Consider the following 21,224-nt stretch of genomic DNA (forward strand, 5'->3'; position numbering starts at 1 on the left):
ATATCAGCCGATCCGTTTCAGCTTGGTCGGGTAGTCGCCTGCCTTGCCGACATAGGACAGGGCGTTGGCGCGCAGCCCTTCGATCGCCTCGTCGCTGAGCTGACGAACCACCTTGGCCGGGCTGCCCAGAATCAGCGAGTTGTCCGGAAATTCCTTGCCTTCAGTCACCAGTGAGCCGGCTCCGATCAGACAGTTGCGGCCGATCCTGGCACCGTTCAATACCACCGCCTGAATGCCGACCAGCGAGTTGTCGCCGATGGTGCAGCCATGCAGCATTGCCTGGTGGCCGATGGTGACGCCGTCACCAATCTGGAGCGGAAAGCCCGGATCGGTGTGCAGTACAGCGCCGTCCTGCACGTTACTGCCGGTGCCGATGTGGATGGGTTCGTTGTCGGCGCGCAATACCGCCTGTGGCCAGACACTGGCACCGGAGGCGAGCGTGACCTGTCCGATCAAGGTGGCCTGTTCATGGACGTAGGCGTCTGCGTCCACGTCGGGACGCTGGCCGTCATATTCGTAAATCGCCATGCTGATCTCGTGTTATCGGGATGAAGTGAGTTGTGGAGCAGGCCAGCCTGACCAGCGGCCTGCTCCGAATACCTTCATATTAACCCATAGCGGGGATCAGGCCGATTTCAAGGGGCCCTGCGGATGGATGAAGGGCCAGGGCGAGCTTTCCAGACCGCGCTCGGACTGGATCTCGATCAGACAGGGCTGGTTCAGCTCGATGCATTTGGCCAGCACCGGCTTGAGCGCCTGAGGGCTGTTGACCCGATGAGCCCGGACGCCAAAGCTCTCCGCCAGCTTGACGAAGTCCGGCGTTTTCAGCTCGGAGCCACTGAAGCGGCCCCCGAACCCCATTTCCTGATCGCGGCGAACATTGCCGTAGGAATGGTTGTTGACCACGATGCACACCAGCCCGATGTTGAACTCGGCAGCGGTCATCAGCTCCTGTACGCCGAACATGAAGCCGCCGTCACCGCTGACGGAAACCACTGCCTTGTCCGGATTGGCTACCTTGACGCCCAGCGCCGTCGGGAAGCCGTAGCCCAGCGTGCCCTGAAACCCCCCTTCCACATAGGTGCGCGGCTGGTAGACCGGCAGACCGCCGACCCAGGTGGTGAAGCCCATCTGGGACAGTTCGGGCACGTAAAAACCATCACGCGGCAGCACCTGACGAATCACATCCAGATAGGCCATCTGCGGCTGAACGCTCTGCAGCGCATTCCAGGCGACCGCCTTGGCTTGTGCGATTTCGTCCAGACGGTCGGAATTCGGCTTGGCCCGGGTGATGAGCTGATCGTACAGCGCACGGCAAACCTGGGCCGAGTCGCCGACAATGCCCAGATCCGGGGCGAAGATTTCCATCTGTGCCGGATCGATATCGATGCGGATCAGCTGGGGGCCACTGCTCGGCTTGCGCTCGTACTGCATGTAGTTGTTCCAGCGCAGATAGGGCATCTCCAGCCGGGAACCGATGCCGATCAGCAGGTCGCAGTCGTCCCACAACTGGCGTGCCGCAACGGCAGACATGCCCAGCAGGTGATCTTCCGACACAACGCCACGGCCGCTGCGGAAGGCCGTGACCGGTGCGTTGAGCAATTCAGCCAGTGCGGTGACTTCTTCGGAGGCATGCAGAGCGCCGGCCCCACACATGATCATCGGCTTGCGGGCCTTGGCGATCATCTCGACCGCCGACTTGATCGAGTCAGGGCTGATCTCGGGTTCAGGCTCGGCGGCCGGCACCGGCGCGGGTGAGGCAAACTCGCCTTCGGCCGCCATGGTGTCCCAGCACATTTCCACGGTGACCGGCCCCGGTCGACCGCTGCGAGCCGTGTCAAAGGCCCGGTTCATAACCTGTGCGGTTTGTGCAGGATCGTCAATGGCGAAGGCGTCCTTGATGATGGACCGCAGCGTGCCGGCCTGATCCTTGAGTTCGTGCAGGTGGCCACGGCCCTTGCCAACGAAGGGTGACGGGACCTGTCCGGTCAGGCCCAGGATCGGGCTGCAATTGCCCATGGCGGTGCACAATGCTGCGGTGGTGTTGAGAATGCCGGGGCCGGGCACTACGGCAAAGGTGCCGGTCTTGCCGGTGGACTTGGCATAGCCCATCGCCATGTAGGCTGCGCTCTGCTCATGCCGAGGCACGATCAAGTTGAGGTTGTGCTTGTAGATGCCGTCGAACAGCGGGTAGATCTGAGCCCCCGGAATGCCGAAAACGGTATCCACTCCGTTGGCAACGGCGGACTCGATCATGGCTTCGCCGGCGGTCATTTTTTTCGTGGCGGTATTGTTCATGGCTGTGTGCTTCATGACGCAGAAAACTCTTTTTGGCTGACAAATGGGTAAACCTTAGTGAGTTGTCTGGCCGTCCGTACCTGCGGCGGTATGCCGCCACGGGTACAGCGCCGAGCCTTGGCTCGGTCGGTACTTCGCCTGGATATCCATTCGCTGTTGTACGTTCAGACGGCGGGTGGCATTCAGCCTCGCACGACAGATTCCCGGGTATGCAGGGCGTTCAGATGTCGGGGACGAAGCTCAGCACACGCGGACGCGTGCAAGGAACTTAAAATGCCGTAACAACGAAAATGGAGATGTGGAAAAGCTCGGCCAGATCAGATCTGTCCGATGAAGCGGGGAGGGGGAATGGCGATGCCACGAATGCTCCGCGACCAGTGCTGACCGATCGAGAGACGCCATTGATGTTTATGCATGGAACGGTTGAGCATGTCCTGCAGCCGTAATTATTTTTGGTCACCTTAGCCGGTTTGGCGGGATTAATCCAGTAGCTGGGGGCGGGACACCAGACTTCATCGGTTCAGTCAGACATTCTGGTCAGCTGTTCCGCCAGCGTCTGCAGCATGAGGTGCATGCTGTCTTCATCCGGGCGAGAAAAGCCCAGAATGAAGCCTTCGGTAGATGGAGTCCGTGGGTCACCCGCTGTCTGGATCACCTGTTTCGGGTGGCCATAGTGTGGCGATAATGGCTCGAGCAGGACCCCCTCGGCCGCCAACGTTGCGGCGATTTGCTGATCGAGCGGGCGTTGCTCCTGACGGTCCCCAGAGCGCAGTCGCTCTGCCACGGCGGGGCGCAGGCGAATCATCAGATGCATGCCGCCTTGGGGGCTCTGCCAGTCGAACCAGGGCGTCAAATACTGTTCGACAAGGGACAGCAGGTAATCTCTTTTCTTACGGTAATGACGGCGCATGCGGTTGATGTGGCGGCCGAATTCCCCGTTGGTCATGAACTCGGTCAGCACCGGCTGCATGGGCAGTGCCGCTGATCCGCCCAGCAGTTCACGGCTGCGGCGCAGGCTGGCACAGTGTTCCGGCGGCGCCAGAATGAACCCCAGGCGCAGTCCTCGGAACAGTACCTTGGAGAAGCTGCCGAGGAAAAAGACCCGCCCGGAGCGATCCGCCTGCATCAGGGGCAACCCCGTACGCCCCTGGTAACTGAATTCGTTGTCGTAGTCATCTTCCACCAGCCATATGTGTCTGTCCTGCAGTTGCTGCAGCCAGTGCTGGCGTCGTTCGGAGCTCATGGCCACCCCCGAGGGGTACTGGCGATTGGGCGTCAGCAAAACGATGGGCGGCGCGGACTCCTGAGCCGGCAGGCGGCAGCCTTCACCATCGACGGGCAGCAGAAAGGGCTGGTGGTTGTTACCCGCCCAGTCAGCCAACTGGTGCCTGATCGGCGTGTAGGACGGGGTTTCAGTCAGCCAGCGACTATCGGGGCTGATCTGTCCGAAGGCGTGACGCAGCAGAGTGAGGGCATCACGGTTGCCGGCCGTAATGAACACCTGCTCTGCCGAGCAGTTCAGTCCGCGCAGCTGATGGAGATATTCGGCAATCGCCTGCTTCAGCGGCGGGTATCCGGTTGCGTAGGCGTCGTCCAGTACCCGCGGGTCGGGTGCTTGCCAGCTGGCCCGCATGCTTTTCTGCCAGCTCCGGCTTGGGAACATGCGGCTATCGGCCCCGGAGTCAAAGGCCAGCGGCTGGGCTTCGGGCTTCGCAGGGGCGAGGGGACGGATCTGGACGCTTGGCTGCGGCTGGTCGGCCACGAAAACACCGCTTTTGACCCGACTGATCAGCATGCCTTCAGCAATCAGTCGCTCGTAAACGTGTACCAGTGTGCTGCGCGAGACGCCCAATGCCTGTGCCAGTGCGCGACTGCCCGGCAGTCGGTCTCCGGGCTGGAGTTGCCCCGTCGTGATGGCCTGCAGGATCTGCTCGATCAGCTGGCGGTAATAGGGCCCCTGGCCGGGGTGCAGGGAAAGGCTCAGACTGCCGATACTGTGACGCCGTGTGCTGCTCATCTGGACTGGTAAAAAAGTTAAAAGGTGGATGTTTTTGAGAATACCTGAAGGGGCTAAAGTGTGCTCATTCTTTTTCATTTCCCAGCTACAGCCGGACAGTTCATGTGGCTTCACGCGGGAAAGCACAGAGCGGAGATTCTCAATGTCACAGAATGTTGCCTGCGGTCGTCTTTCAGCCACTCCCCTGACCCAGTTGAAACGGGGTGCCAAACGGGCGCTGACTGAGCGCGAAGCCATGCTGGATTTTATCGACCGGTCACTGCTCTGTTTTGTCGGTTTTCAGATCGCGGGTCAGGTGCGGGTGATACCCACGTGTCACTGGCGCGATGGGGACTACCTCTATTGGCACGGTCACAGCAAGGCAGCCAATGTTCATGGCGCCGGGCAGGCGGAGCAGAAGGTCTGCATCACCCTGGCGACTCTGGATGGCCTGGTGATGGCACGTTCGGCCTTTCACCACTCGGTCAACTATCGCTCCGTAATGGTATACGGCGTACCGGAAGCGGTGACGGACCCGGTACAGAAGCTGTACCACTTTGAGCGATTCGTGGAAAAACTCAGCCCCGGACGCTGGCCGCAGCTTCGTCCTGTGACCGAGCTGGAAGCCCGGGCCACCGGTATCATGAGGATCAAGCTGGACGAAGCCTCCATGAAGGCGCGTGCTGCCGGTGTCGTGGATGACGAGGAGGATATGGACTGGCCGGTCTGGGCGGGGGTATTGCCGGTGCGGCAGGTCTGGGGCGAGGCGGAGCAGGATCCTGCGCAGGCTGCAGCGGCTCATGCAATGCCAGTCTATCCCGACTGCGATATTCGGCGGGTGGACTAATGGTGCTTTCGGTCTTATTGGAGTTGCCGTGAGGCAGGCTACACTGATGCTGAATGACTGTGAGGATGCGCGCCATGGGCACTGATCCCTTCGACCTGAACCGCTTTGTCACCGCCCAGCAAGGCGCGTATCCACAAGCACTGGCCGAGCTCAAGGCGGGACGCAAGCGCAGCCACTGGATCTGGTACATCCTGCCGCAACTGGCGGTGCTGGGGCGCAGTAGCATGGCGCAGCATTACGGCCTCTCGGGGCTGGAAGAGGCGCGTGCCTATCTGCACCATCCGGTTTTGGGACCAAGACTGCGCAAGTGCTGCGAGGCTCTGCTGGAGCATGAGGGACTCAGTGCTCATGCGATTCTGGGCTCGCCGGACGACCTCAAACTCAGGTCCTGCGCAACCCTCTTTGCCCGAGCGGACAAGCCGGGGTCGCAGTTTGAGCAGATACTGGACAAGTACTACGGCGGCGAGCCGGATTCGCTGACCCTTTCATATCTGCAGCGCCGGCAGGGCTGATCCGAACCCTGCACAGCCGGTTTCGAGCGGTCAGCCTTGATGGCAACCGCCCCTTTCAATGACCGAAGCTGTCGGCGTCCAGCATCTCCGGATCATCACGACCCAGTTGATCCAGCGCTGCCATCTCGCTATCGCTCAGGGCGAAATCGAACAGACTCAGGTTCTCGGCCATGCGTGCCGGGTTGGCTGACTTGGGTGCCGTAGCGAACCCCTGCTGCACCGCCCAGCGCAGCACGATCTGTGCAGGCGTACACTGGTGCGCTGCGGCGATACCGGTGACCACAGGATCGGCCAGCATGGCGTTGCCGCAGCCAAGTGGACGCCATGACTCGGTCACGATGCCCTTGCTCTGGTGCAGCGAGATCAGGTCGTCGCGGCGGTGATACGGGTCCAGCTGGATCTGGTTGACCTGAGGGGTCAGGCCCAAAGCCAGCAGGCGTTGCAGATGTGCGGGTTTGAAGTTGGAGGTGCCGATGGCACGTACCAGTCCCTTGTCCTGCAGGTTGAGCAAACCGAGATAGGCTTCGACGAAGCGGTCCTGATCCGGGTTGGGCCAGTGGATCAGCAAGAGGTCGATGTAGTCCAGTCCCAGGCGCTGGAGGCTGGCTTCACAGGCTGTCTGTGCACCTTCGAAACCGTGCCACTGACGATTGAACTTGGTGGTCACGAACACCTGATCGCGTGGCACCGAAGCGTTGCGGATACCCTGTCCCACACCGACCTCATTGTTGTAGTTCTCGGCGGTATCGATCATGCGGTACCCCAGCTCCAGCGCGGTGGTGACGGCCTCCGCCGCTTGCTGGTCGTTCAGTGGCCAGGTGCCCAGTCCAACCTGGGGCATCTCGATCCCGTTGGCCAGCGTCAGGGTCGGGGCGGGGGTCAGGCTCATCGGCAACTCTCCAGTGTCGTTCAGTTGTGACTAAAAGCGGGATGTTACACCGTTTGGAAGCGGGGCAACTATCCAGAAGCTGCATTGGGTACTCAGGGTTTGATGCGATATCCGGTGCGGAAAATCCACCAGACAACCGTCAGGCAGATCAGCAGGAACATCAGGGTCATGCCAAGGCTCAGGCCCATGTGGACGTCGGCAACACCGTAAAAGGCCCAGCGGAAGCCGTTGATCAGGTAGACCACCGGATTGAACAGGGTCAGGGTATGCCAGGGTTCCGGCAGCATGTTGATGGAGTAGAAGGCTCCGCCCAGAAACGTCAGTGGCGTGATCACCATCAGCGGAATCACCTGCAGTTGCTGGAAATCGTTGGCCCAGACCCCGATGATGAACCCGAACAGGCTGAAGGTCAGCGCAGTGAGCAGCAGGAAGGCCAGCATCCAGAACGGGTGGGCGATGCTGTAGTCGACAAACACTCGGGCGGTGAGCAGTATCAGGGCGCCGATGATCAGCGATTTGGTCGCTGCGGCACCGACATAGCCGGCCAGAATTTCGAAGGGGGACACCGGGGCCGACAGCACCTCGTAAATGGTGCCGGAGAATTTCGGAAAGAAGATGCCGAAGGACGCGTTGGAGATGCTCTCGCTGAGCAGCGACAGCATCAGCAGACCGGGAATGATGAAGGCGCCGTAGCTGATCCCGTCGATTTCGCCCATGCGCGAGCCGATCGCGGTGCCGAAGACGATGAAGTAGAGCGACGTCGACAGCACCGGCGAAATGATACTTTGCATCAGCGTGCGTCGGGTGCGGTTCATTTCGAAGCGGTAGATCGCACGAATTCCGTTGATATTCATGGCTTAACTCTCTGGTCGGTGGACGAGGCTGACGAAAATCTCCTCCAGTGAACTCTGTTTCGACTGCAGGTCCTTGAGATCGATATTCAGTTCACTCAGGCCGCGCAGCAGGTCCGCGATCCCGCTGGTTTCCTGATGGGCATCGAAGGTATAGGTCAGTTGAGTGCCTTCTTCGCTCAGGACCAGATTGAACGGCTTCAGCGAAGGGGGCAGCTCCGTCAGCGGTGTCTGCAGGTGCAGATGCAACTGCTTCTGGCCCAGCTTCTGGATCAGTTCAGCCTTGTCCTCCACCAGAACCAGCTCTCCCCGGTTGATGACGCCGATCCGATCGGCCATCTCTTCGGCCTCTTCGATGTAATGGGTGGTGAGGATCACGGTCACGCCATCTTCGCGCAGGCCGCGTACCATCTCCCACATGTCCCGGCGCAGTTCTACGTCGACGCCTGCGGTCGGTTCATCCAGAAACAGGATACGGGGTTCGTGGGACAGGGCCTTGGCAATCATGACACGACGCTTCATGCCGCCGGACAGGGCCAGCATCTTCGAATGGCGCTTGTCCCAGAGCGAGAGCTGGCGCAGCACCTTCTCGATGTAGTCAGGATCAGCCGGTTTGCCGAACAGGCCGCGGCTGAAGGACACCGTATCCCAGACGCTTTCAAAGGCATCGGTGGTCAGCTCCTGGGGCACCAGCCCGATCAGGCTGCGTGCCTGGCGATAGTCGTCAACGATGTCGACGCCATCCGCCAGCACCCGGCCCGAGCTGGCATTGACGATGCCACAGATAATGCTGATCAGTGTTGTCTTGCCGGCCCCGTTGGGCCCGAGGAGGGCAAAAATCTCGCCGCGGCGGATCTCCAGGTCGACCGACTTCAGGGCCGTGAATCCTGAAGCGTAGGTCTTGCTGACCCCCTGGATTTTGATGATCGATTGCACAGGCACTCCTTGTCATCTGGCTGGCTGCAGGCACTGAGTGTAGCGCGATAACCGGATTCCATGCGATGGTCTGTGTGGGGTGGTCAGTGCAGAAACACTCTGCTGCCAGTGCTGGCCGTCAACCGGGGCGCAGGCCGAGAGGTTCCCGCCGGCCCGGAAAGGCCGGCAGGTGGGTGATGATCAGGCCTGGAACAGGAAGTTGGCGATCAGCTCCTTGCCCCCTTCGGTGGCGAAGGATTCAGGGTGGAACTGAATGCCGTGGATCGGGTACTCGCGGTGCTTGACCCCCATGATCTCGAATTCGCCGCCCTGATGAATGCGGGCGTGGTCGGTGAAGCTTGCGACCGGCAGGTCGCCCACCACGGCCGTCACATCCAGACACTCCGGCAGGCTTTCCGGCTCGGCCATCAGCGAGTGATAGCGCATGATCTCCAGCTGGTCCGGCGTATTGGCGAACACGCCTTCGGCGGTGTGGCTGATCGGGCTGATCTTGCCGTGCATCGGCAGCGACGCCTTGACCACCTTGCCGCCGAAGACGTGCACGATGCCCTGCATGCCCAGGCAGACGCCCAGCAGCGGAATCTGAGGCCCCAGCTCGCGGATCACCTCGGCGCAGACACCGAAGTATTCCGGGTCGTCAGGCGAGCCCGGGCCCGGCGAGATGATGATTCGGTCCGGTGCGGCATCCCGCAGATCGGCCAGTGTCACTTCGTCGTTGCGTTTGACGACAATGTCGAAGCTGTCGAGGCGGCCCTGATGCTGCTCGGTGCTGAGGATTTCTCCGATGTACTGGTAGAGGTTGTAGGTGAAGGAGTCATAGTTGTCGATGATATAGACCTTCATGCCTCATCCTCCGCGATAAACTGGTCCAGAACCTTCTTGGTGCCGGCGAACTTGCGCCGGATTTCCTCGTACTCGTCCTCCGGGTTGGAGTCATAGACGTTGCCGCCACAGGTCTGTACATAGGCGTTTTCGCCGTTGGCGAACACGGTACGGATCGGGATGGCAAAGGTGCAGTCACCGTTGAACGAGAAGTGGCCCACGGCACCGCCATAGGGACCGCGGCCATCCGATTCCAGGTCGTCGATGATCTTCATCGCTTCGATCTTGGGTGCGCCGGTCAGGGTGCCGGCGGGGAAGTTGCTGGCCAATGCCGAGAACATGTCGTGATCCTCGGAAATAATGCCGACAATCTCGCTGGAGATGTGCTGCACGTGGCTGAAGCGCTTGATATCCATCAGGCTGCGTACCTTTACCGTGCCGAAGCGGGCCACACGGCCGATGTCGTTGCGGTGCAGGTCGACGATCATGTTGTGCTCGGCGATCTCCTTGGGATCGTTGAGCAGCGTGCGGGCAAACTGAGTGTCTTCCACCTCGTTGGCGCCACGCTTGGTGGTGCCGGCCAGCGGGAAGGTTTCCATTTCGCCCTGACGCAGGCGGAACAGCAGCTCGGGGCTGGCGCCGATCAGTTTCTGCTCGCCGAACTTGACGTAATACATCTGCGGTGAGGGGTTTACCTCACGCAGCTGCTCGTACAGGTTGATCGTATCGCCCTCAAGGCGGAAACGCTTCTTGAAGCCCACTTCGCACTGGAAGACTTTGCCGTCGATGATGTCCTGCTTCACTTTCATCACCGCGGCAGCGTGTTCTGCCTGGGTCATGGTTTCGCCCATCGGCGTCACCTGCAGTGGCCCGTTACTGACGGCCGGTTCTGCCAGAATCTGCTCGATGGTCTCCAAACGGCTGTCATCATAGTGGAAATAGATCACTTCGCCGGTCATCTTGTCGAGGATCAAGCCGTCCTTGAACACGCCGAAACGGAACACGTCGAACATGTCGCTGTGCTGCAGTTTCAGACTCGGCTCAAAGTAGTTCATGCAATCGTAGCCGATATACCCGGTCAGGCCGCCGGCATACTTCCGCGAGATGATGTTCTGGGGCACGATCTCGCGCAGCAGGTAATAGGGGTTGTCACTGGCGTAGCTGTTGACCGCACCGTCACGGCCCTGCACATGCAGTTCGCCTTCGGTGGCCCAGAGAATCTGTTCCGGATCGAAGCCGATGATGGAGTGGCGGGAGATGTGGCTCTCTTCACCCAGCGACTCCAGCATGAAGCAGTTGTCGAAGCGTTTCTCGATCTTCTTGAACAGGCCAAAGAAGTCGATGTCTGCCGCCAGCGTCACGTAATGTGGCTTGCGAGGCAGCGTGATGCGGGCCGGTTTCTGGCTCATGTTAGCCTCTGTTGCTGTTTGATCTTGAGGGCGCGTGCCCCGCGAGTAACGGTGGCGATACCGACGCCGAGCTGTTTGGCGATCTCCCGCTGCGGCACGCCGGCTTCCAGCATGCGCAGAATTTGCAGACGATTGCAGACCTCGGTCAGCTCCGCCGGGGTCAGTAAGTCGCGCAGGGCTTCTTCAAGGGAGTCCCGATTCTGCATTTCCAGCAGGTGATCGAGCAGCTCATTCAAATGGGTTGTATTCATGTACTAGTACGGTATCACAACGCGGGGATGGGTCAATCGGAATTTGGTTCGCGGGCCATATTCATGAATTGTTCTTTGCAGGGCATTTTAAAGTTGTGCAGTGCAGCGGTATGGGCCATTCTTTTATAGCCCCCCTGTGTCAAGCAGATCAGGTTCGATGGTCAACTACCATGAAAGCAACCATGCCCGCCATCACCTATCAGCACCTCAGTCTTGAGGATGCCGACTGGACATTAAACAGCATCCTGGACCTGATAGTGGAAGGGACCTGGGACTGGAACGGCCAAACCGGTGAAGTCCTGCGCAGTCCCGGCTGGTTCCGCATGCTCGGTTATGCCGTGGGTGAATTCGGAAATAATGTCTTCACCTGGGAAAATGTCATACATCCCGACGATTATGCGCGCGTCATGCGCAACTTCGAGCTGTTCAGCCGCGGAACGACAAACGACTATTGCATCGATTATCGCTGTAAAAAGGCAGACGGCAGCTATCTGTGGATTACGGATCGCGCGTTGGCGGTTGGGCGAGACGACGATGGGCAGGCGACTCGTATCATCGGCGCGCATCTGGACATTCACGCACGCAAGGTGGCCCAGCTTGAGCTGATCGAGCAGAACCGTCTGTTGCAGGCGGGTAACCTGACACTGGAGAAGCGCCTGCGAAAGAAGGCCGAGGAGCTCGAACGGCGAAACCGGGAGCTGCAGGAAAAGGTGGCGCAGATCGAGCATATCTCGAATACTGACGCGCTTACCAGAATTGCCAATCGCAAGAAATTCGAGGAAGAGCTGATCAAGGAGAAATCCCGGGCGGATCGCTACAAACATCCACTGTCGATGGCGATCTTCGACATCGATCATTTCAAGCAGATCAACGATACCTACGGCCATAAAACCGGTGATGGCGTGCTGGAGCACCTGTCAGCCTTTGTGAACCAGCATATTCGTGATATTGACCTCTTTGCCCGCTGGGGCGGAGAGGAGTTCGTACTGATTTTCCCGGACATATCGCTGGAAGGCGCGGTGGGTGCAGCTAACAAGCTGCGCCAGCTGATCAGTGAACAGGAGATGATGCCGGGTCTGACTGTGACTTGCAGCTTCGGAGTGACCGAATATCATCCCGGTGACAGTATCGATCAGCTGTTCGCCAGAATCGATAATGCGCTCTACATGGCCAAGAATGCGGGACGCAACCGGGTGGAGCTGTTGACTCCCGAACAGGGGCACGCCTGATTATTGGCTGGCCTTGAAGTATTGCCCGGGCGCCTTTCCCAGCGCCTTCCTGAACATCGCGACAAAGGCACTGGGGCTGCTGTAGCCCAGGTCCAGCGCGACCCTCATCACGGAATCCCCGCGACCCAGTCGACCCACGGCCTCATGCAACAGCAGCTGGCGACGCCATTGCTGGAAGGTCATACCGGTTTCACGGATGAACAGGCGGCGCAGGGTACGTTCGCTGGCCCCGACTCGGGCTGACCACTGGGCCAGCCCGGTATCGGCATCGGGATGTTCGATCATGCCTTGCATCACCCGTTGCAGGCGGCGCTCGCCAGAGAGCGGCAGGTGAAGCCGTGATGGCTCCAGTGCCTGAAGTTCATCGAGAATGACGGCGGCGATACGGCTGGCGGGGCTGTCCGAAGCATAGTCGTCGCCGAAGTTGGCGACACGCAGGATCAGTTCGCGTAACAGTGGCGAGACCTCGACGACACTGCACTGTTCCGGGAATCGGTGCAGGCAGGAGGGGTCGACAAACAGGTGACGAATCTCCGAGGTGACTTCAGGGTTGACCGAGTGGCGCAGGCCTCCCGGTATCCAGACGGCCTGTGAAGGCGGCACGATCCAGCTGCCGTTGTCGGTGTAGACCTTGATCACGCCGGCGGACGCATAGGCGAGCTGGCCGCGCGGGTGGCTGTGAAAGTCGAATTCGAAGTCGGTCAGAATCAGGTCGTGGAGGCCAAGGATCGGCAGTGCAGGGTCGACCCTCTGACCCAGCTTTGAACGGTAGCGCTTGCGTGGCGGGATGGGCTGTTCCGACATGATGTCCGAAATTCGATATTGAATGTCATTTTGTCGACTTAAACCTTAATCGGCCTTTGGCAAAATAGCCAGTATCCAGTCATTCGGGGGTTGGCCATGACGATTCCACTGAAACGCTCTCAACTAGTTGCGCTGATTCTGATTCCTGCTTTGTCGTTGCTGCTGATGCTGTCGCCGGCAGCTGATCTGTTTACCGGTCAGCAGCAGGTGTCGGCGTTGCTGATCATGTCGGGGATGGTGCTGTTTGCCACCGGTGCGCTGCCGGAGTTCGTCACGGCCCTGGTCGTGCTGGTGCTGGCAATGCTGCTGTCGCTGGCGCCGGCCGAGGTAGTGTTTGCGGGGCTGACGTCAACCGCCTGCTGGCTGATCTTTTCCGGCCTGGTCATCGGGATCGCGATTGCCGAGACCGGTCTGGCACAGCGTATCTCGAACCGCTTCAGTCGCTATCTGGACAGCAGCTATGCGGGGCTGATTACCGGTATTGTGCTGATGGGGGTGCTGTTGGGTTTTGTGATGCCTTCCTCGGTAGGACGCGTGGTGTTGTTCATTCCCATCGCACTGGCCATTGCCGAGCACTGCGGTTTTGCCAAGGGCAGTAATGGCCAGCACGGCGTGGTGCTGGCGGCAGCGTTTGGCTGTCACCTGCCCACCTTTGCCATCCTGCCGGCCAATATTCCGAACATGATCATGATCGGCTCGGCCGAGAAGATCCATGGCTGGACCCCCATGTTTACCGAATACCTGCTGTTGCACTTTCCGGTGCTGGGGGCATTGAAAGCCGTGCTGCTGATTTTGATCATCCTCAAGCTCTATCCGGATACCCCCCGGCGTGCAGATGCGATCCGCGACAATGGGGAGTTCAGTTTTCGCGAAAGCCGCCTGATGCTGATCATGCTGGGGACACTGGGTTTCTGGCTGACCGATTCGGTACACCATATTTCAGCGGCATGGATCGGGCTGGCGGCGGCTACGCTCCTGCTGTTGCCTGGCGTGGGCATGGTGTCGCCCAAGAGCTTTAACGAGAAGGTCAATATCAGCTCGATTCTGGTGGTGGCGGGACTGCTCGGAATTGCCAGCCTGATCAATTACAGCCAGGTAAGTCAGGTGATCGGTGAACGGGTGCTGGAGTGGCTCCCGCTGGAACCGGGTCGTGACGCAATCAATTTCTTCTCGCTGTCACTGGCGGCGATGCTGACCGGGGTGGTGGCGACGCTGGCTGGAGTGCCGGCGACGTTGACGCCGCTGGCGGAGCAAATCAGCCAGATGACCGGTTTCAGTCTGGAAGCGGTATTGATGACGCAGGTCTTCGGCTTCTCCACCGTGGTGTTTACCTATCAATCGGTGCCGCTGATGATGGCAATGCCGCTGGCGGGTGTTTCCATTGGTCACGCAGCGCGCCTGTGTCTGGTGCTGGCGCTGCTGACCGTGATCATCCTGCTGCCGCTGGATTACCTGTGGTGGCAGCTACTGGGCTGGATCTGAACGTGTTCACACCTCGTTGAGCAGTTCGAGTGTGTGCTGAAGGCGCTGGTGAGTTGAATTCATTTCCAGCAGCCCCTGCAGAATATCGGCATCGAAACGGATGATGCCGAACAGTGCCATGCTGAACTCGCTGTCGGATTTGGCCTGCCATGCGGGTGACTCGGCAATCTGGTCAATGGCCTGGCGTGCAGCCGGTTCTGGATGCGACAGTGCCTGCAGGCGGTGGATGATCTTGTCCCGCAGCAGTGCGTTGGCCGCTGCTTCATCCGGCGTGGACGCCAGGTCCGGAAAGGGGCTGCATTCGTAGACCTGATAGGGCAGCAGCTGAATCTCCCGATCACGTCGATAGCGTTGCTCGATATGCACGTTCAGCAGCATGCGGCCATCCTCGGTGGTGTCCAGCAGCTCGCAAGGTCCGGCACTGAAAATGTCGTAGGGGCGGTAGGTGGCCTGATTGGAGTTGAGAGCCTGTTCCAGGCTTTCGACCGGTTTGCCCGGGCTGATCTCCTTTCGGGTATGGCATATGGCAACAGGCATTCCGGTATCCAGACAGTGATGAATCATCTCCCGGTAACGCGGTTCGAACACGTGCAGGGGAAACACCGTGCCGGGAAAGGTTACGCAGCCGGGTATGGGGAAGATACAGATTTCGGTCAAGGCTCTGCTCCATTCAATAGGCAAGGTTGGGTGAAGCACAGAACATCCGGTGCGCTCGGTTGTTGTCACGCATGGCTGAGCCAGCGGGCTAACAGGCATTGGCTTCACCGGGTGATGCTGTCAGGATAGCCCTTTTTACCTCTGCGGGGAGATTTTGGATGTCCCGATTGTATATCTATGACCACTGCCCGTTTTGCATCAGAACCCTGATCGTGGCTCACTACCGGCAGGTCAGTGATCTGCAACAGGTGGTACTGTTGAACGATGATGAAGACAGTTGCCATCGCCTGATTGGCAGGAAAATGGTGCCGATCTTCGAGCATCAGGGCATTACCATTGCCGAAAGCATGGATATTGCCAAGCTGCTGGACGAACTGGGAGAAGGCCCGAAAGCGCTGCGCCCTCTGCAACTGGGCGAAGCGATTCAGCCCAGACTGCAGCCGGTGCAGGCGCACAGCTGGGCATTGACCTACCCGCGTGTCACCCGGATCGGTATGGATACGTTTGCGACTGAATCCGCCTGTGATTACTTTCGTGCCAAGAAAGAGGCGCTGTTGGGCTGTTCGTTCGAACAGGCGCTGGCTGAAACCGACACGCACAAGGCGGTGATCGAGCGAGTCCTCGCTGAACTGCCGCCGCTGACGTTGCCGTCCGAACAGGGTGACACCCTGAGCTGGAATGATGTGTTGAACTTTCCGCCGTTGCAGTATCTCACTCTGGTTGATGGCTTGACGTTCCCGCCACGGCTGCAGCAGTGGTTGCATGAAGTGGCAGAGCTGGGGGGCGTCGAGCTTTACTTTGAGCGCGCAGTTTGAGGAGAGAAGATGAAGGTTGGAGTCATCCTTGCTGCCGGAGTCTTGAGTCTGTCCGCCCAAATGGCGCAGGCGCAAACGGAGGCCGATGCGGCAATTGAGTATCGTCAGGGCGTCTACCGTGCGATGGAGTGGAATCTGAGCCGTCTGGCGGCGATGGTGCAGGGGCGTGTGACCTTTGATGCCGTTGAGTTTGAAAGTCGCTCCGAGCGTCTGGTGCTACTGGGCAAGATCGTTGATGAGGGCTTTGCTGATGCCAACAGCGTCCGTGGCGAGACCGTGAAAAGCCGTGCTTCCTATCGTATCTGGGAAGCCCCGGAGCGCTTCAATGGCCTGATGGACGAGATGCAGATGCGCAGTCAGGCCTTGTATCAGGCCGCTGCCGAACGGCTGGCGCGCGATGACCTCCGGTCAATGGTGGGTCGTCTGGCGCAAAGCTGTAAGGCCTGTCACGACAAATTCAGGGACTGAATCTCGACGACTGGCGTTCCTGTACATAAAAGCCCCGCGGGCGTTGGCCGGCGGGGCTTTTGTTTTATGCCTCAACGGTGCCGGATTAGCTGGCCTGTTTGGCCTTCAGCTCCAGGCGGCGACGGTGCAGGACCGGCTCGGTGTAGCCGCTCGGCTGCTCACAACCCTTGAAGACCAGTTCGCAGGCTGCCTGGAAGGCGATGCTGTCATCGAAGTTCGGTGCCATCGGCTGGTAGGCATCGTCACCTGCGTTCTGACGGTCAACCACGGTTGCCATGCGCTGCATGGTCTCCATTACCTGCTCTTGCGAGCAGATACCGTGATGCAGCCAGTTGGCGATGTGCTGGCTGGAGATACGCAGGGTGGCGCGGTCTTCCATCAGGCCCACATCGTTGATATCCGGGACCTTGGAGCAGCCAACACCCTGATCGACCCAGCGCACCACGTAGCCGAGGATGCCCTGAGCATTGTTGTCCAGCTCCTGCTGAATCTCTTCGGCGCTCCAGTTCGGGTCCTGCGCGACCGGAATGCTGAGGATGTCATCGAGGCTGGCACGGGCGCGGCTCTTCAGTTCCTGCTGACGGGCGAACACATCGACCTTGTGGTAGTGCAGCGCGTGCAGCGCAGCGGCGGTCGGGGACGGAACCCAGGCAGTGTTGGCGCCGGACAGCGGGTGACCGATCTTCTGCTCAAGCATGTTGGCCATCAGATCCGGCATGGCCCACATGCCCTTGCCGATCTGGGCGCGTCCGCTCAGGCCGCAGGCAAGGCCGATATCCACGTTCCAGTCTTCATAGGCCTTGATCCAGGCAGCGCCCTTCATGTCGCCCTTGCGGATCATCGGACCGGCTTCCATGGAGGTGTGGATTTCGTCACCGGTGCGGTCGAGGAAGCCGGTGTTGATGAATACAACACGCTCCTTGGCTGCGCGGATGCACTCTTTCAGGTTGACGGTCGTACGACGCTCTTCGTCCATGATGCCCATCTTCATGGTGAAGCGGGGCAGGTCGAGTGCGTCTTCGACGCGACCGAAGAGCTCGTTGGCAAAGGCCACTTCTTCCGGGCCATGCATCTTCGGCTTCACGATGTAGATGGAGCCGGTGGTCGCATTGCGGAACTTGCCGTTGCCTTTCAGGTCGTGAAGGGAGATCAGGGTGGTGACGACACCATCCATGATACCTTCAGGAATTTCGTTACCTTCGCTGTCGATGACGGCCGGGTTGGTCATCAGGTGACCGACATTGCGCACGAACATCAGGCTGCGGCCTTTCAGTGTCAGGCTGTCGCCGTTCGGCGCGGTGTATTCACGGTCCGGGTTCATGCTGCGGGTAAAGGTCTGACCACCCTTGGCGATCTCTTCGGTCAGAGTGCCTTTCATCAGGCCGAGCCAGTTCTTGTAGGCCAGTACCTTGTCTTCGGCATCGACTGCGGCAACGGAGTCTTCGCAGTCCATGATGGTGGTCAGCGCCGCTTCCATCAGGATGTCCTTGACGCCGGCTGCATCGCTCTTGCCGATCTGGCTGTCGCGATCGATCTGGATTTCGAAGTGCAGGCCATTGTGCTTCAGCAGGATCGCGGTGGGGTTGCTGGCGTTGCCGGTGTAACCTACCAGCTGGGTGCCATCTGCCAGAGTGGTTTCGCCACCGTCACGCAGGACAACACAGAGCTGACCGTTCTGGATGCTGTATCCGGCAGAATCCTTGTGCGATGCACCCGCAAGCGGGGCGCTCTCGTCGAGGAATTCGCGACCGAAAGCGATGACCTTGGCGCCACGGGCCGGGTTGTAACCCTGGCCTTTTTCGGCCCCGTTCTCTTCGGGAATGGCATCGGTACCGTACAGTGCGTCGTACAGGCTGCCCCAGCGGGCGTTAGCCGCATTCAGCGCGTAACGTGCGTTCATCACCGGTACCACCAGCTGAGGACCGGCCATGGTGGCCATTTCCGGATCCACGTTTTCGGTGGTGGCAGTGAAGTCCTCGCCCTCCGGCAGCAGGTAACCGATGTCCTGCAGGAATGACTTGTATGCGTCGAAGCTGAAGTTGCCGCGGTTGTCGCGGTGCCAGGCGTCGATTTGCGCCTGAATGGCATCACGCTTGGCCAGCAGCTCACGGTTACGCGGTGCGAGGTCGTGCACGATGCTGTCGAAGCGGCTCCAGAACTGGTCCACATCGACGCCGGTGCCCGGCAGTGCTTCGTTGTTGATGAAATCGTAAAGCTCTTTGGCGACCTGCAGGCCACCGACCTGTACCCGTTGGCTCATCTTCTTGCCTCAATTTTTAAGCTCTTCTTTCCTCGCCTGCTGCGAAGAAAGACAGGAAATCTGTCCATCAAAGGATTGTGCATTGCGAAAATAGCGCATTTTTTTTCGCCTGTCCCGCGTATGCGCCTAAAGTATGAGGAAGTGGGTCGATGGTGGTATTTTCGTGAAAGATCGCAGTGTGTTGACAGTTTTTCGTGAATTTTACGTTGTTTTTTTACAAGCAAAGGGGCCTGTAAGCGGCCCCTTGTGCATGTGTTAAACAGAATCGACTGGATTTCGTAATTTTAGAACAACCAGCTGCCTGAATCGGGCAGCGGCTGGCGTTTCTCCAGGCACTGGAAACCCTTGATGCAGCGGATGATGAACCAGACCACAACCAGCAATAACAGGATGAAGCCGATACCGATGAAGGTCAGCAGAAAGCCGGCCAGACTGTACAGGATGCCGATCCAGAAGGTGCGGATCTGCCAGCGGTAATGGTCACGTACCCAGTCCGAGGCATCGCCCTGGTAGATGTAGGCCATGACGACACCGATGATGCTGGTAATGCCTGCAATCAAGCTGACCAGATAGAGGATGTAGACAATCTTGGCATTGCTGGCACCACCATCTTGCGGCTGCACCGGTGCTGGAGTTTCCGTCATGTTGTTCTCCTTGAACAGGGTTGGGGGAGAAAGATGATATTCGTGTTTTGTGACGGGGGCGTCAATTGTGGGGAGCCGGTGCCCGGTCGTTTTGGAGCTGGAAGCCATCCGGCAAAAAAAAGGCGCCGGGGCGAAGCCCCGGCGGAGTTTTACATGTAGAAGGGAAGATAGAGTGCGACCTTGGGGAAGAAGAAAACCAGCAGCAGGCAGCCGAACATCAGCAGGATGAACGGCCAGACGCCGCGCACCACATCCATGACCTGGCCCCCGGCGACGGCCTGTATCACGAACAGGTTGAGCCCGACCGGAGGCGTGATCAGAGCGCACTCGATCATGATGACGAAAATGATACCGAACCAGATCGGATCGATGCCCAGCGGCGCCAGAGAGGGGTAGAGAACCGGCATCATGATCAGCAGCATGGAGATGGACTCCAGGAAAAAGCCCATGATCAGCAGGACAAGGCACACGGCCATAATGAACAGTCCAGCTTCCCCGATATGCATGCTGACGAACATCGAGATCTCCTGAGGGATCTGGTAAAGCGTGATCGCCTTACCGAATACCTTGGCCCCGGCAATGATCAGGAAAATGGTGATGGAGGTCTTCATGGTATCCATGCAGGCGGCCTTGAGGCCGCTCCATGTCAGGGTGCGCAGCGCCATCACGATCACCAGAGACACGGCAACGCCGATGGCGGCTGATTCGGTTGGCGTGAAAATACCGGCATAGATACCACCGATGATCAACGCAGCCAGCAACAGTGTCGGCAGCGCACGCAGGGTCGCGGTGCGACGCTCCTGCCAGTTGGCTCTGGCAACCGGTGTGCAGGCCTTGCCAAAGATGGCATAGAAGAAACTGAAGGCGATAAAGCTGCCGGCCATGATCAGGCCCGGCACGATACCGGCGAGAAAGAGGTCAACAATCGATTCCTCGGTGATGACGCCGTAGACGATCATGGGAATCGACGGAGGAATCAGAATGCCCAGCGTACCCCCGGCGGCAATCAGGCCGAGTACGAAGGGACGGTAGTAGCCTCGGTCGGTCATCTCCTTGATCGCGACACTGCCGATGGTGGCAGCGGTCGCCACGGAAGAGCCTGAAATGGCAGAGAAAATGGTGCAGGAGGTGATGGTGGCGATGCCCAGACCACCCGGCCAGTGCCCAACCCAGCTCTGGACGGCGTTGAACAGGTCCTTGCCCACGCCACCCTGAAGCAGGATGTTGGACATCAGCAGGAACAGGGGCACAGACAGCAGAATAAAACTGTCGAAGGAAGAATAGAGCGCCATGGGTACCATCAGAGGCGAAATATCCGCCAGCAGCAGCATGGCCAGCCCCAGGCCGCCCAGCACGAAGCCAACCGGCACGCCGGACAGCAGCAACATCAGCAGGGCGAAAATGATCAGTGCAACAGTCATCAGATATTCACCTCTTCAGCAGCCTGAAGGTGACCGCCCAGAACCAGAACGGCTTCCGTCAGGCATTGAACGAACAACAGGCCGAAACCGACGGGAATGGCACTCTTGGTAATCCACATCGGCAGTCCCAGCATGGAGGCTGATGCCGAGCCCATGGCGATGGACTCGATCACGAGTTCGGTGCCGTACCAGGCCACCCAGGCTGAAAACAGGGCCACCACCAGCAGCGACCAGAGTTCGGCAAACACCCGCATGTGAGGACCGAAACGGGTGGTGAGTATGTCGATACGAATCAGTGCCTGATGTTGCAGCAACCAGCTGGCGCCCATGCAGGATGCCCAGATCTGGCAGAGCAGGGAGAGGTCTTCCACCCAGATGGTGGGGGCGAGAAAAATGTAACGGGCGATCACCTCGTAGGTGATCATGACCGCAATCGTGGCGAACAGGGCCGCGGCCAGGCGTCCGCACAGAGTGACCACAGCATGGTTGAAGCGAATCCAGCGTGAGGGATGGCTGGCGCGCCATGCCTGCTTGTCATGTTGGGAGGCGTTCACATCTGACATGGGTAATTCCGACGACTTGTAGCGAACAAAACGGACACCCTCGCTAAAGGGTGCCCGTTAGGGGTGGGGG

General features: G+C 59.4%; 21 protein-coding genes. 6 read left to right on the forward strand and 15 right to left on the reverse strand.

The window, feature by feature from the left end:
* Positions 1-3: 3 nt before the first annotated feature.
* From LN244_RS01300 to pdxR, 3 genes are all read right to left on the reverse strand, one after another.
* A complete protein-coding gene (locus tag LN244_RS01300) occupies positions 4-528 on the reverse strand; it encodes a gamma carbonic anhydrase family protein (RefSeq protein WP_239041062.1) in 525 nt (174 codons plus the stop codon).
* 96 nt (positions 529-624) lie between these two features.
* Positions 625-2,313 (reverse strand): thiamine pyrophosphate-dependent enzyme, encoded by a 1,689-nt coding sequence (locus LN244_RS01305; RefSeq protein WP_239041063.1) that lies wholly within the window; start codon positions 2,311-2,313, stop codon positions 625-627.
* A 505-nt stretch (positions 2,314-2,818) separates the two neighbouring features.
* Complete coding sequence (gene pdxR, locus LN244_RS01310) at positions 2,819-4,315, reverse strand: MocR-like pyridoxine biosynthesis transcription factor PdxR (protein WP_239041064.1); 1,497 nt, start codon at positions 4,313-4,315, stop codon at positions 2,819-2,821.
* 142 nt (positions 4,316-4,457) lie between these two features.
* Here pdxR and LN244_RS01315 point away from each other — a divergent pair, with 142 nt between their 5' ends.
* Both LN244_RS01315 and LN244_RS01320 read left to right on the forward strand, forming a co-directional pair.
* Positions 4,458-5,141: a pyridoxamine 5'-phosphate oxidase family protein gene (locus tag LN244_RS01315; protein WP_239041065.1), complete on the forward strand. Its 684-nt coding sequence runs from the start codon at positions 4,458-4,460 to the stop codon at positions 5,139-5,141.
* Positions 5,142-5,215: 74 nt separating this feature from the next.
* Complete coding sequence (locus LN244_RS01320) at positions 5,216-5,653, forward strand: DUF1810 domain-containing protein (RefSeq protein WP_239041066.1); 438 nt, start codon at positions 5,216-5,218, stop codon at positions 5,651-5,653.
* A 55-nt stretch (positions 5,654-5,708) separates the two neighbouring features.
* On the opposite strand, the gene LN244_RS01325 is transcribed toward LN244_RS01320, so the two are convergent.
* The 6 genes from LN244_RS01325 to LN244_RS01350 all read right to left on the reverse strand — a co-directional run bounded on the left by LN244_RS01325 (position 5,709) and on the right by LN244_RS01350 (position 10,811).
* Complete coding sequence (locus LN244_RS01325; RefSeq protein ID WP_239041067.1) at positions 5,709-6,542, reverse strand: aldo/keto reductase; 834 nt, start codon at positions 6,540-6,542, stop codon at positions 5,709-5,711.
* A 92-nt stretch (positions 6,543-6,634) separates the two neighbouring features.
* Positions 6,635-7,396: an ABC transporter permease gene (locus LN244_RS01330; protein ID WP_239041068.1), complete on the reverse strand. Its 762-nt coding sequence runs from the start codon at positions 7,394-7,396 to the stop codon at positions 6,635-6,637.
* A 3-nt stretch (positions 7,397-7,399) separates the two neighbouring features.
* Complete coding sequence (locus tag LN244_RS01335; protein WP_239041069.1) at positions 7,400-8,329, reverse strand: ABC transporter ATP-binding protein; 930 nt, start codon at positions 8,327-8,329, stop codon at positions 7,400-7,402.
* 180 nt (positions 8,330-8,509) lie between these two features.
* Positions 8,510-9,172 carry an anthranilate synthase component II gene (locus LN244_RS01340; protein WP_239041070.1) on the reverse strand — a complete coding sequence of 221 codons (663 nt, stop codon included), beginning with the start codon at positions 9,170-9,172 and terminating at the stop codon, positions 8,510-8,512.
* Positions 9,169-10,560 (reverse strand): anthranilate synthase component I family protein, encoded by a 1,392-nt coding sequence (locus LN244_RS01345; RefSeq protein ID WP_239041071.1) that lies wholly within the window; start codon positions 10,558-10,560, stop codon positions 9,169-9,171. The genes LN244_RS01340 and LN244_RS01345 overlap by 4 nt, the downstream gene beginning before the upstream one ends.
* Positions 10,557-10,811, reverse strand: a complete 255-nt coding sequence (locus LN244_RS01350; RefSeq protein ID WP_239041072.1) for a Trp family transcriptional regulator — start codon at positions 10,809-10,811, stop codon at positions 10,557-10,559. The genes LN244_RS01345 and LN244_RS01350 overlap by 4 nt, the downstream gene beginning before the upstream one ends.
* Positions 10,812-10,981: 170 nt before the next feature.
* On the opposite strand from LN244_RS01350, the gene LN244_RS01355 reads away from it, so the two are divergent.
* The gene (locus LN244_RS01355) at positions 10,982-12,040 is read left to right on the forward strand and encodes a sensor domain-containing diguanylate cyclase (RefSeq protein WP_239041073.1); all 1,059 of its coding nucleotides are present in this window, start codon (positions 10,982-10,984) and stop codon (positions 12,038-12,040) included.
* On the opposite strand, the gene LN244_RS01360 is transcribed toward LN244_RS01355, so the two are convergent.
* The gene (locus LN244_RS01360) at positions 12,041-12,844 is read right to left on the reverse strand and encodes an AraC family transcriptional regulator (RefSeq protein WP_239041074.1); all 804 of its coding nucleotides are present in this window, start codon (positions 12,842-12,844) and stop codon (positions 12,041-12,043) included. It lies immediately after the preceding gene.
* Between the two features lie 96 nt (positions 12,845-12,940).
* Between LN244_RS01360 and LN244_RS01365 the strand changes: the two genes are divergently transcribed.
* The gene (locus LN244_RS01365) at positions 12,941-14,326 is read left to right on the forward strand and encodes an SLC13 family permease (RefSeq protein WP_239041075.1); all 1,386 of its coding nucleotides are present in this window, start codon (positions 12,941-12,943) and stop codon (positions 14,324-14,326) included.
* Between the two features lie 6 nt (positions 14,327-14,332).
* Here the strand turns inward: LN244_RS01365 and LN244_RS01370 are convergent, their stop codons facing one another.
* Positions 14,333-14,983 carry an LON peptidase substrate-binding domain-containing protein gene (locus tag LN244_RS01370; RefSeq protein WP_239041076.1) on the reverse strand — a complete coding sequence of 217 codons (651 nt, stop codon included), beginning with the start codon at positions 14,981-14,983 and terminating at the stop codon, positions 14,333-14,335.
* 158 nt (positions 14,984-15,141) lie between these two features.
* Between LN244_RS01370 and grxB the strand changes: the two genes are divergently transcribed.
* Positions 15,142-15,798 carry a glutaredoxin 2 gene (grxB, locus tag LN244_RS01375; protein ID WP_239041077.1) on the forward strand — a complete coding sequence of 219 codons (657 nt, stop codon included), beginning with the start codon at positions 15,142-15,144 and terminating at the stop codon, positions 15,796-15,798.
* Between the two features lie 9 nt (positions 15,799-15,807).
* Positions 15,808-16,266, forward strand: coding sequence for a c-type cytochrome (locus tag LN244_RS01380; protein WP_239041078.1), 459 nt, complete (start codon positions 15,808-15,810; stop codon positions 16,264-16,266).
* Between the two features lie 85 nt (positions 16,267-16,351).
* Here the strand turns inward: LN244_RS01380 and LN244_RS01385 are convergent, their stop codons facing one another.
* From LN244_RS01385 to LN244_RS01400, 4 genes are all read right to left on the reverse strand, one after another.
* The gene (locus LN244_RS01385) at positions 16,352-18,526 is read right to left on the reverse strand and encodes a malate synthase G (protein WP_239041079.1); all 2,175 of its coding nucleotides are present in this window, start codon (positions 18,524-18,526) and stop codon (positions 16,352-16,354) included.
* A gap of 284 nt (positions 18,527-18,810) precedes the next feature.
* The gene (locus LN244_RS01390) at positions 18,811-19,170 is read right to left on the reverse strand and encodes a DUF4870 family protein (protein ID WP_239041080.1); all 360 of its coding nucleotides are present in this window, start codon (positions 19,168-19,170) and stop codon (positions 18,811-18,813) included.
* A gap of 149 nt (positions 19,171-19,319) precedes the next feature.
* Entirely contained in the window at positions 19,320-20,591 is a 1,272-nt protein-coding gene (locus tag LN244_RS01395) for a TRAP transporter large permease (RefSeq protein ID WP_239041081.1), read from the reverse strand.
* Positions 20,591-21,154 (reverse strand): TRAP transporter small permease, encoded by a 564-nt coding sequence (locus tag LN244_RS01400; RefSeq protein WP_239041082.1) that lies wholly within the window; start codon positions 21,152-21,154, stop codon positions 20,591-20,593. The genes LN244_RS01395 and LN244_RS01400 overlap by 1 nt, the downstream gene beginning before the upstream one ends.
* Between the last annotated feature and the right edge of the window lie 70 nt (positions 21,155-21,224).

It is taken from the genome of Marinobacterium sediminicola, assembly GCF_022343685.1.
Classification (GTDB): Bacteria; Pseudomonadota; Gammaproteobacteria; order Pseudomonadales; family Balneatricaceae; genus Marinobacterium; species Marinobacterium sediminicola.

Excerpts from the sequence above, each read along its gene's own strand:
- LN244_RS01340 (WP_239041070.1), bottom strand. The coding sequence starts at position 9,172 with ATGAAGGTCTATATCATCGACAACTATGACTCCTTCACCTACAACCTC.
- LN244_RS01325 (WP_239041067.1), bottom strand. The coding sequence starts at position 6,542 with ATGAGCCTGACCCCCGCCCCGACCCTGACGCTGGCCAACGGGATCGAG.
- LN244_RS01380 (WP_239041078.1), top strand. The coding sequence starts at position 15,808 with ATGAAGGTTGGAGTCATCCTTGCTGCCGGAGTCTTGAGTCTGTCCGCC.
- LN244_RS01355 (WP_239041073.1), top strand. The coding sequence starts at position 10,982 with ATGAAAGCAACCATGCCCGCCATCACCTATCAGCACCTCAGTCTTGAG.
- LN244_RS01365 (WP_239041075.1), top strand. The coding sequence starts at position 12,941 with ATGACGATTCCACTGAAACGCTCTCAACTAGTTGCGCTGATTCTGATT.
- pdxR (WP_239041064.1), bottom strand. The coding sequence starts at position 4,315 with ATGAGCAGCACACGGCGTCACAGTATCGGCAGTCTGAGCCTTTCCCTG.
- LN244_RS01390 (WP_239041080.1), bottom strand. The coding sequence starts at position 19,170 with ATGACGGAAACTCCAGCACCGGTGCAGCCGCAAGATGGTGGTGCCAGC.
- LN244_RS01345 (WP_239041071.1), bottom strand. The coding sequence starts at position 10,560 with ATGAGCCAGAAACCGGCCCGCATCACGCTGCCTCGCAAGCCACATTAC.
- LN244_RS01330 (WP_239041068.1), bottom strand. The coding sequence starts at position 7,396 with ATGAATATCAACGGAATTCGTGCGATCTACCGCTTCGAAATGAACCGC.
- LN244_RS01300 (WP_239041062.1), bottom strand. The coding sequence starts at position 528 with ATGGCGATTTACGAATATGACGGCCAGCGTCCCGACGTGGACGCAGAC.
- LN244_RS01315 (WP_239041065.1), top strand. The coding sequence starts at position 4,458 with ATGTCACAGAATGTTGCCTGCGGTCGTCTTTCAGCCACTCCCCTGACC.
- LN244_RS01400 (WP_239041082.1), bottom strand. The coding sequence starts at position 21,154 with ATGTCAGATGTGAACGCCTCCCAACATGACAAGCAGGCATGGCGCGCC.
- LN244_RS01350 (WP_239041072.1), bottom strand. The coding sequence starts at position 10,811 with ATGAATACAACCCATTTGAATGAGCTGCTCGATCACCTGCTGGAAATG.
- LN244_RS01320 (WP_239041066.1), top strand. The coding sequence starts at position 5,216 with ATGGGCACTGATCCCTTCGACCTGAACCGCTTTGTCACCGCCCAGCAA.
- grxB (WP_239041077.1), top strand. The coding sequence starts at position 15,142 with ATGTCCCGATTGTATATCTATGACCACTGCCCGTTTTGCATCAGAACC.
- LN244_RS01395 (WP_239041081.1), bottom strand. The coding sequence starts at position 20,591 with ATGACTGTTGCACTGATCATTTTCGCCCTGCTGATGTTGCTGCTGTCC.
- LN244_RS01385 (WP_239041079.1), bottom strand. The coding sequence starts at position 18,526 with ATGAGCCAACGGGTACAGGTCGGTGGCCTGCAGGTCGCCAAAGAGCTT.
- LN244_RS01360 (WP_239041074.1), bottom strand. The coding sequence starts at position 12,844 with ATGTCGGAACAGCCCATCCCGCCACGCAAGCGCTACCGTTCAAAGCTG.
- LN244_RS01305 (WP_239041063.1), bottom strand. The coding sequence starts at position 2,313 with ATGAAGCACACAGCCATGAACAATACCGCCACGAAAAAAATGACCGCC.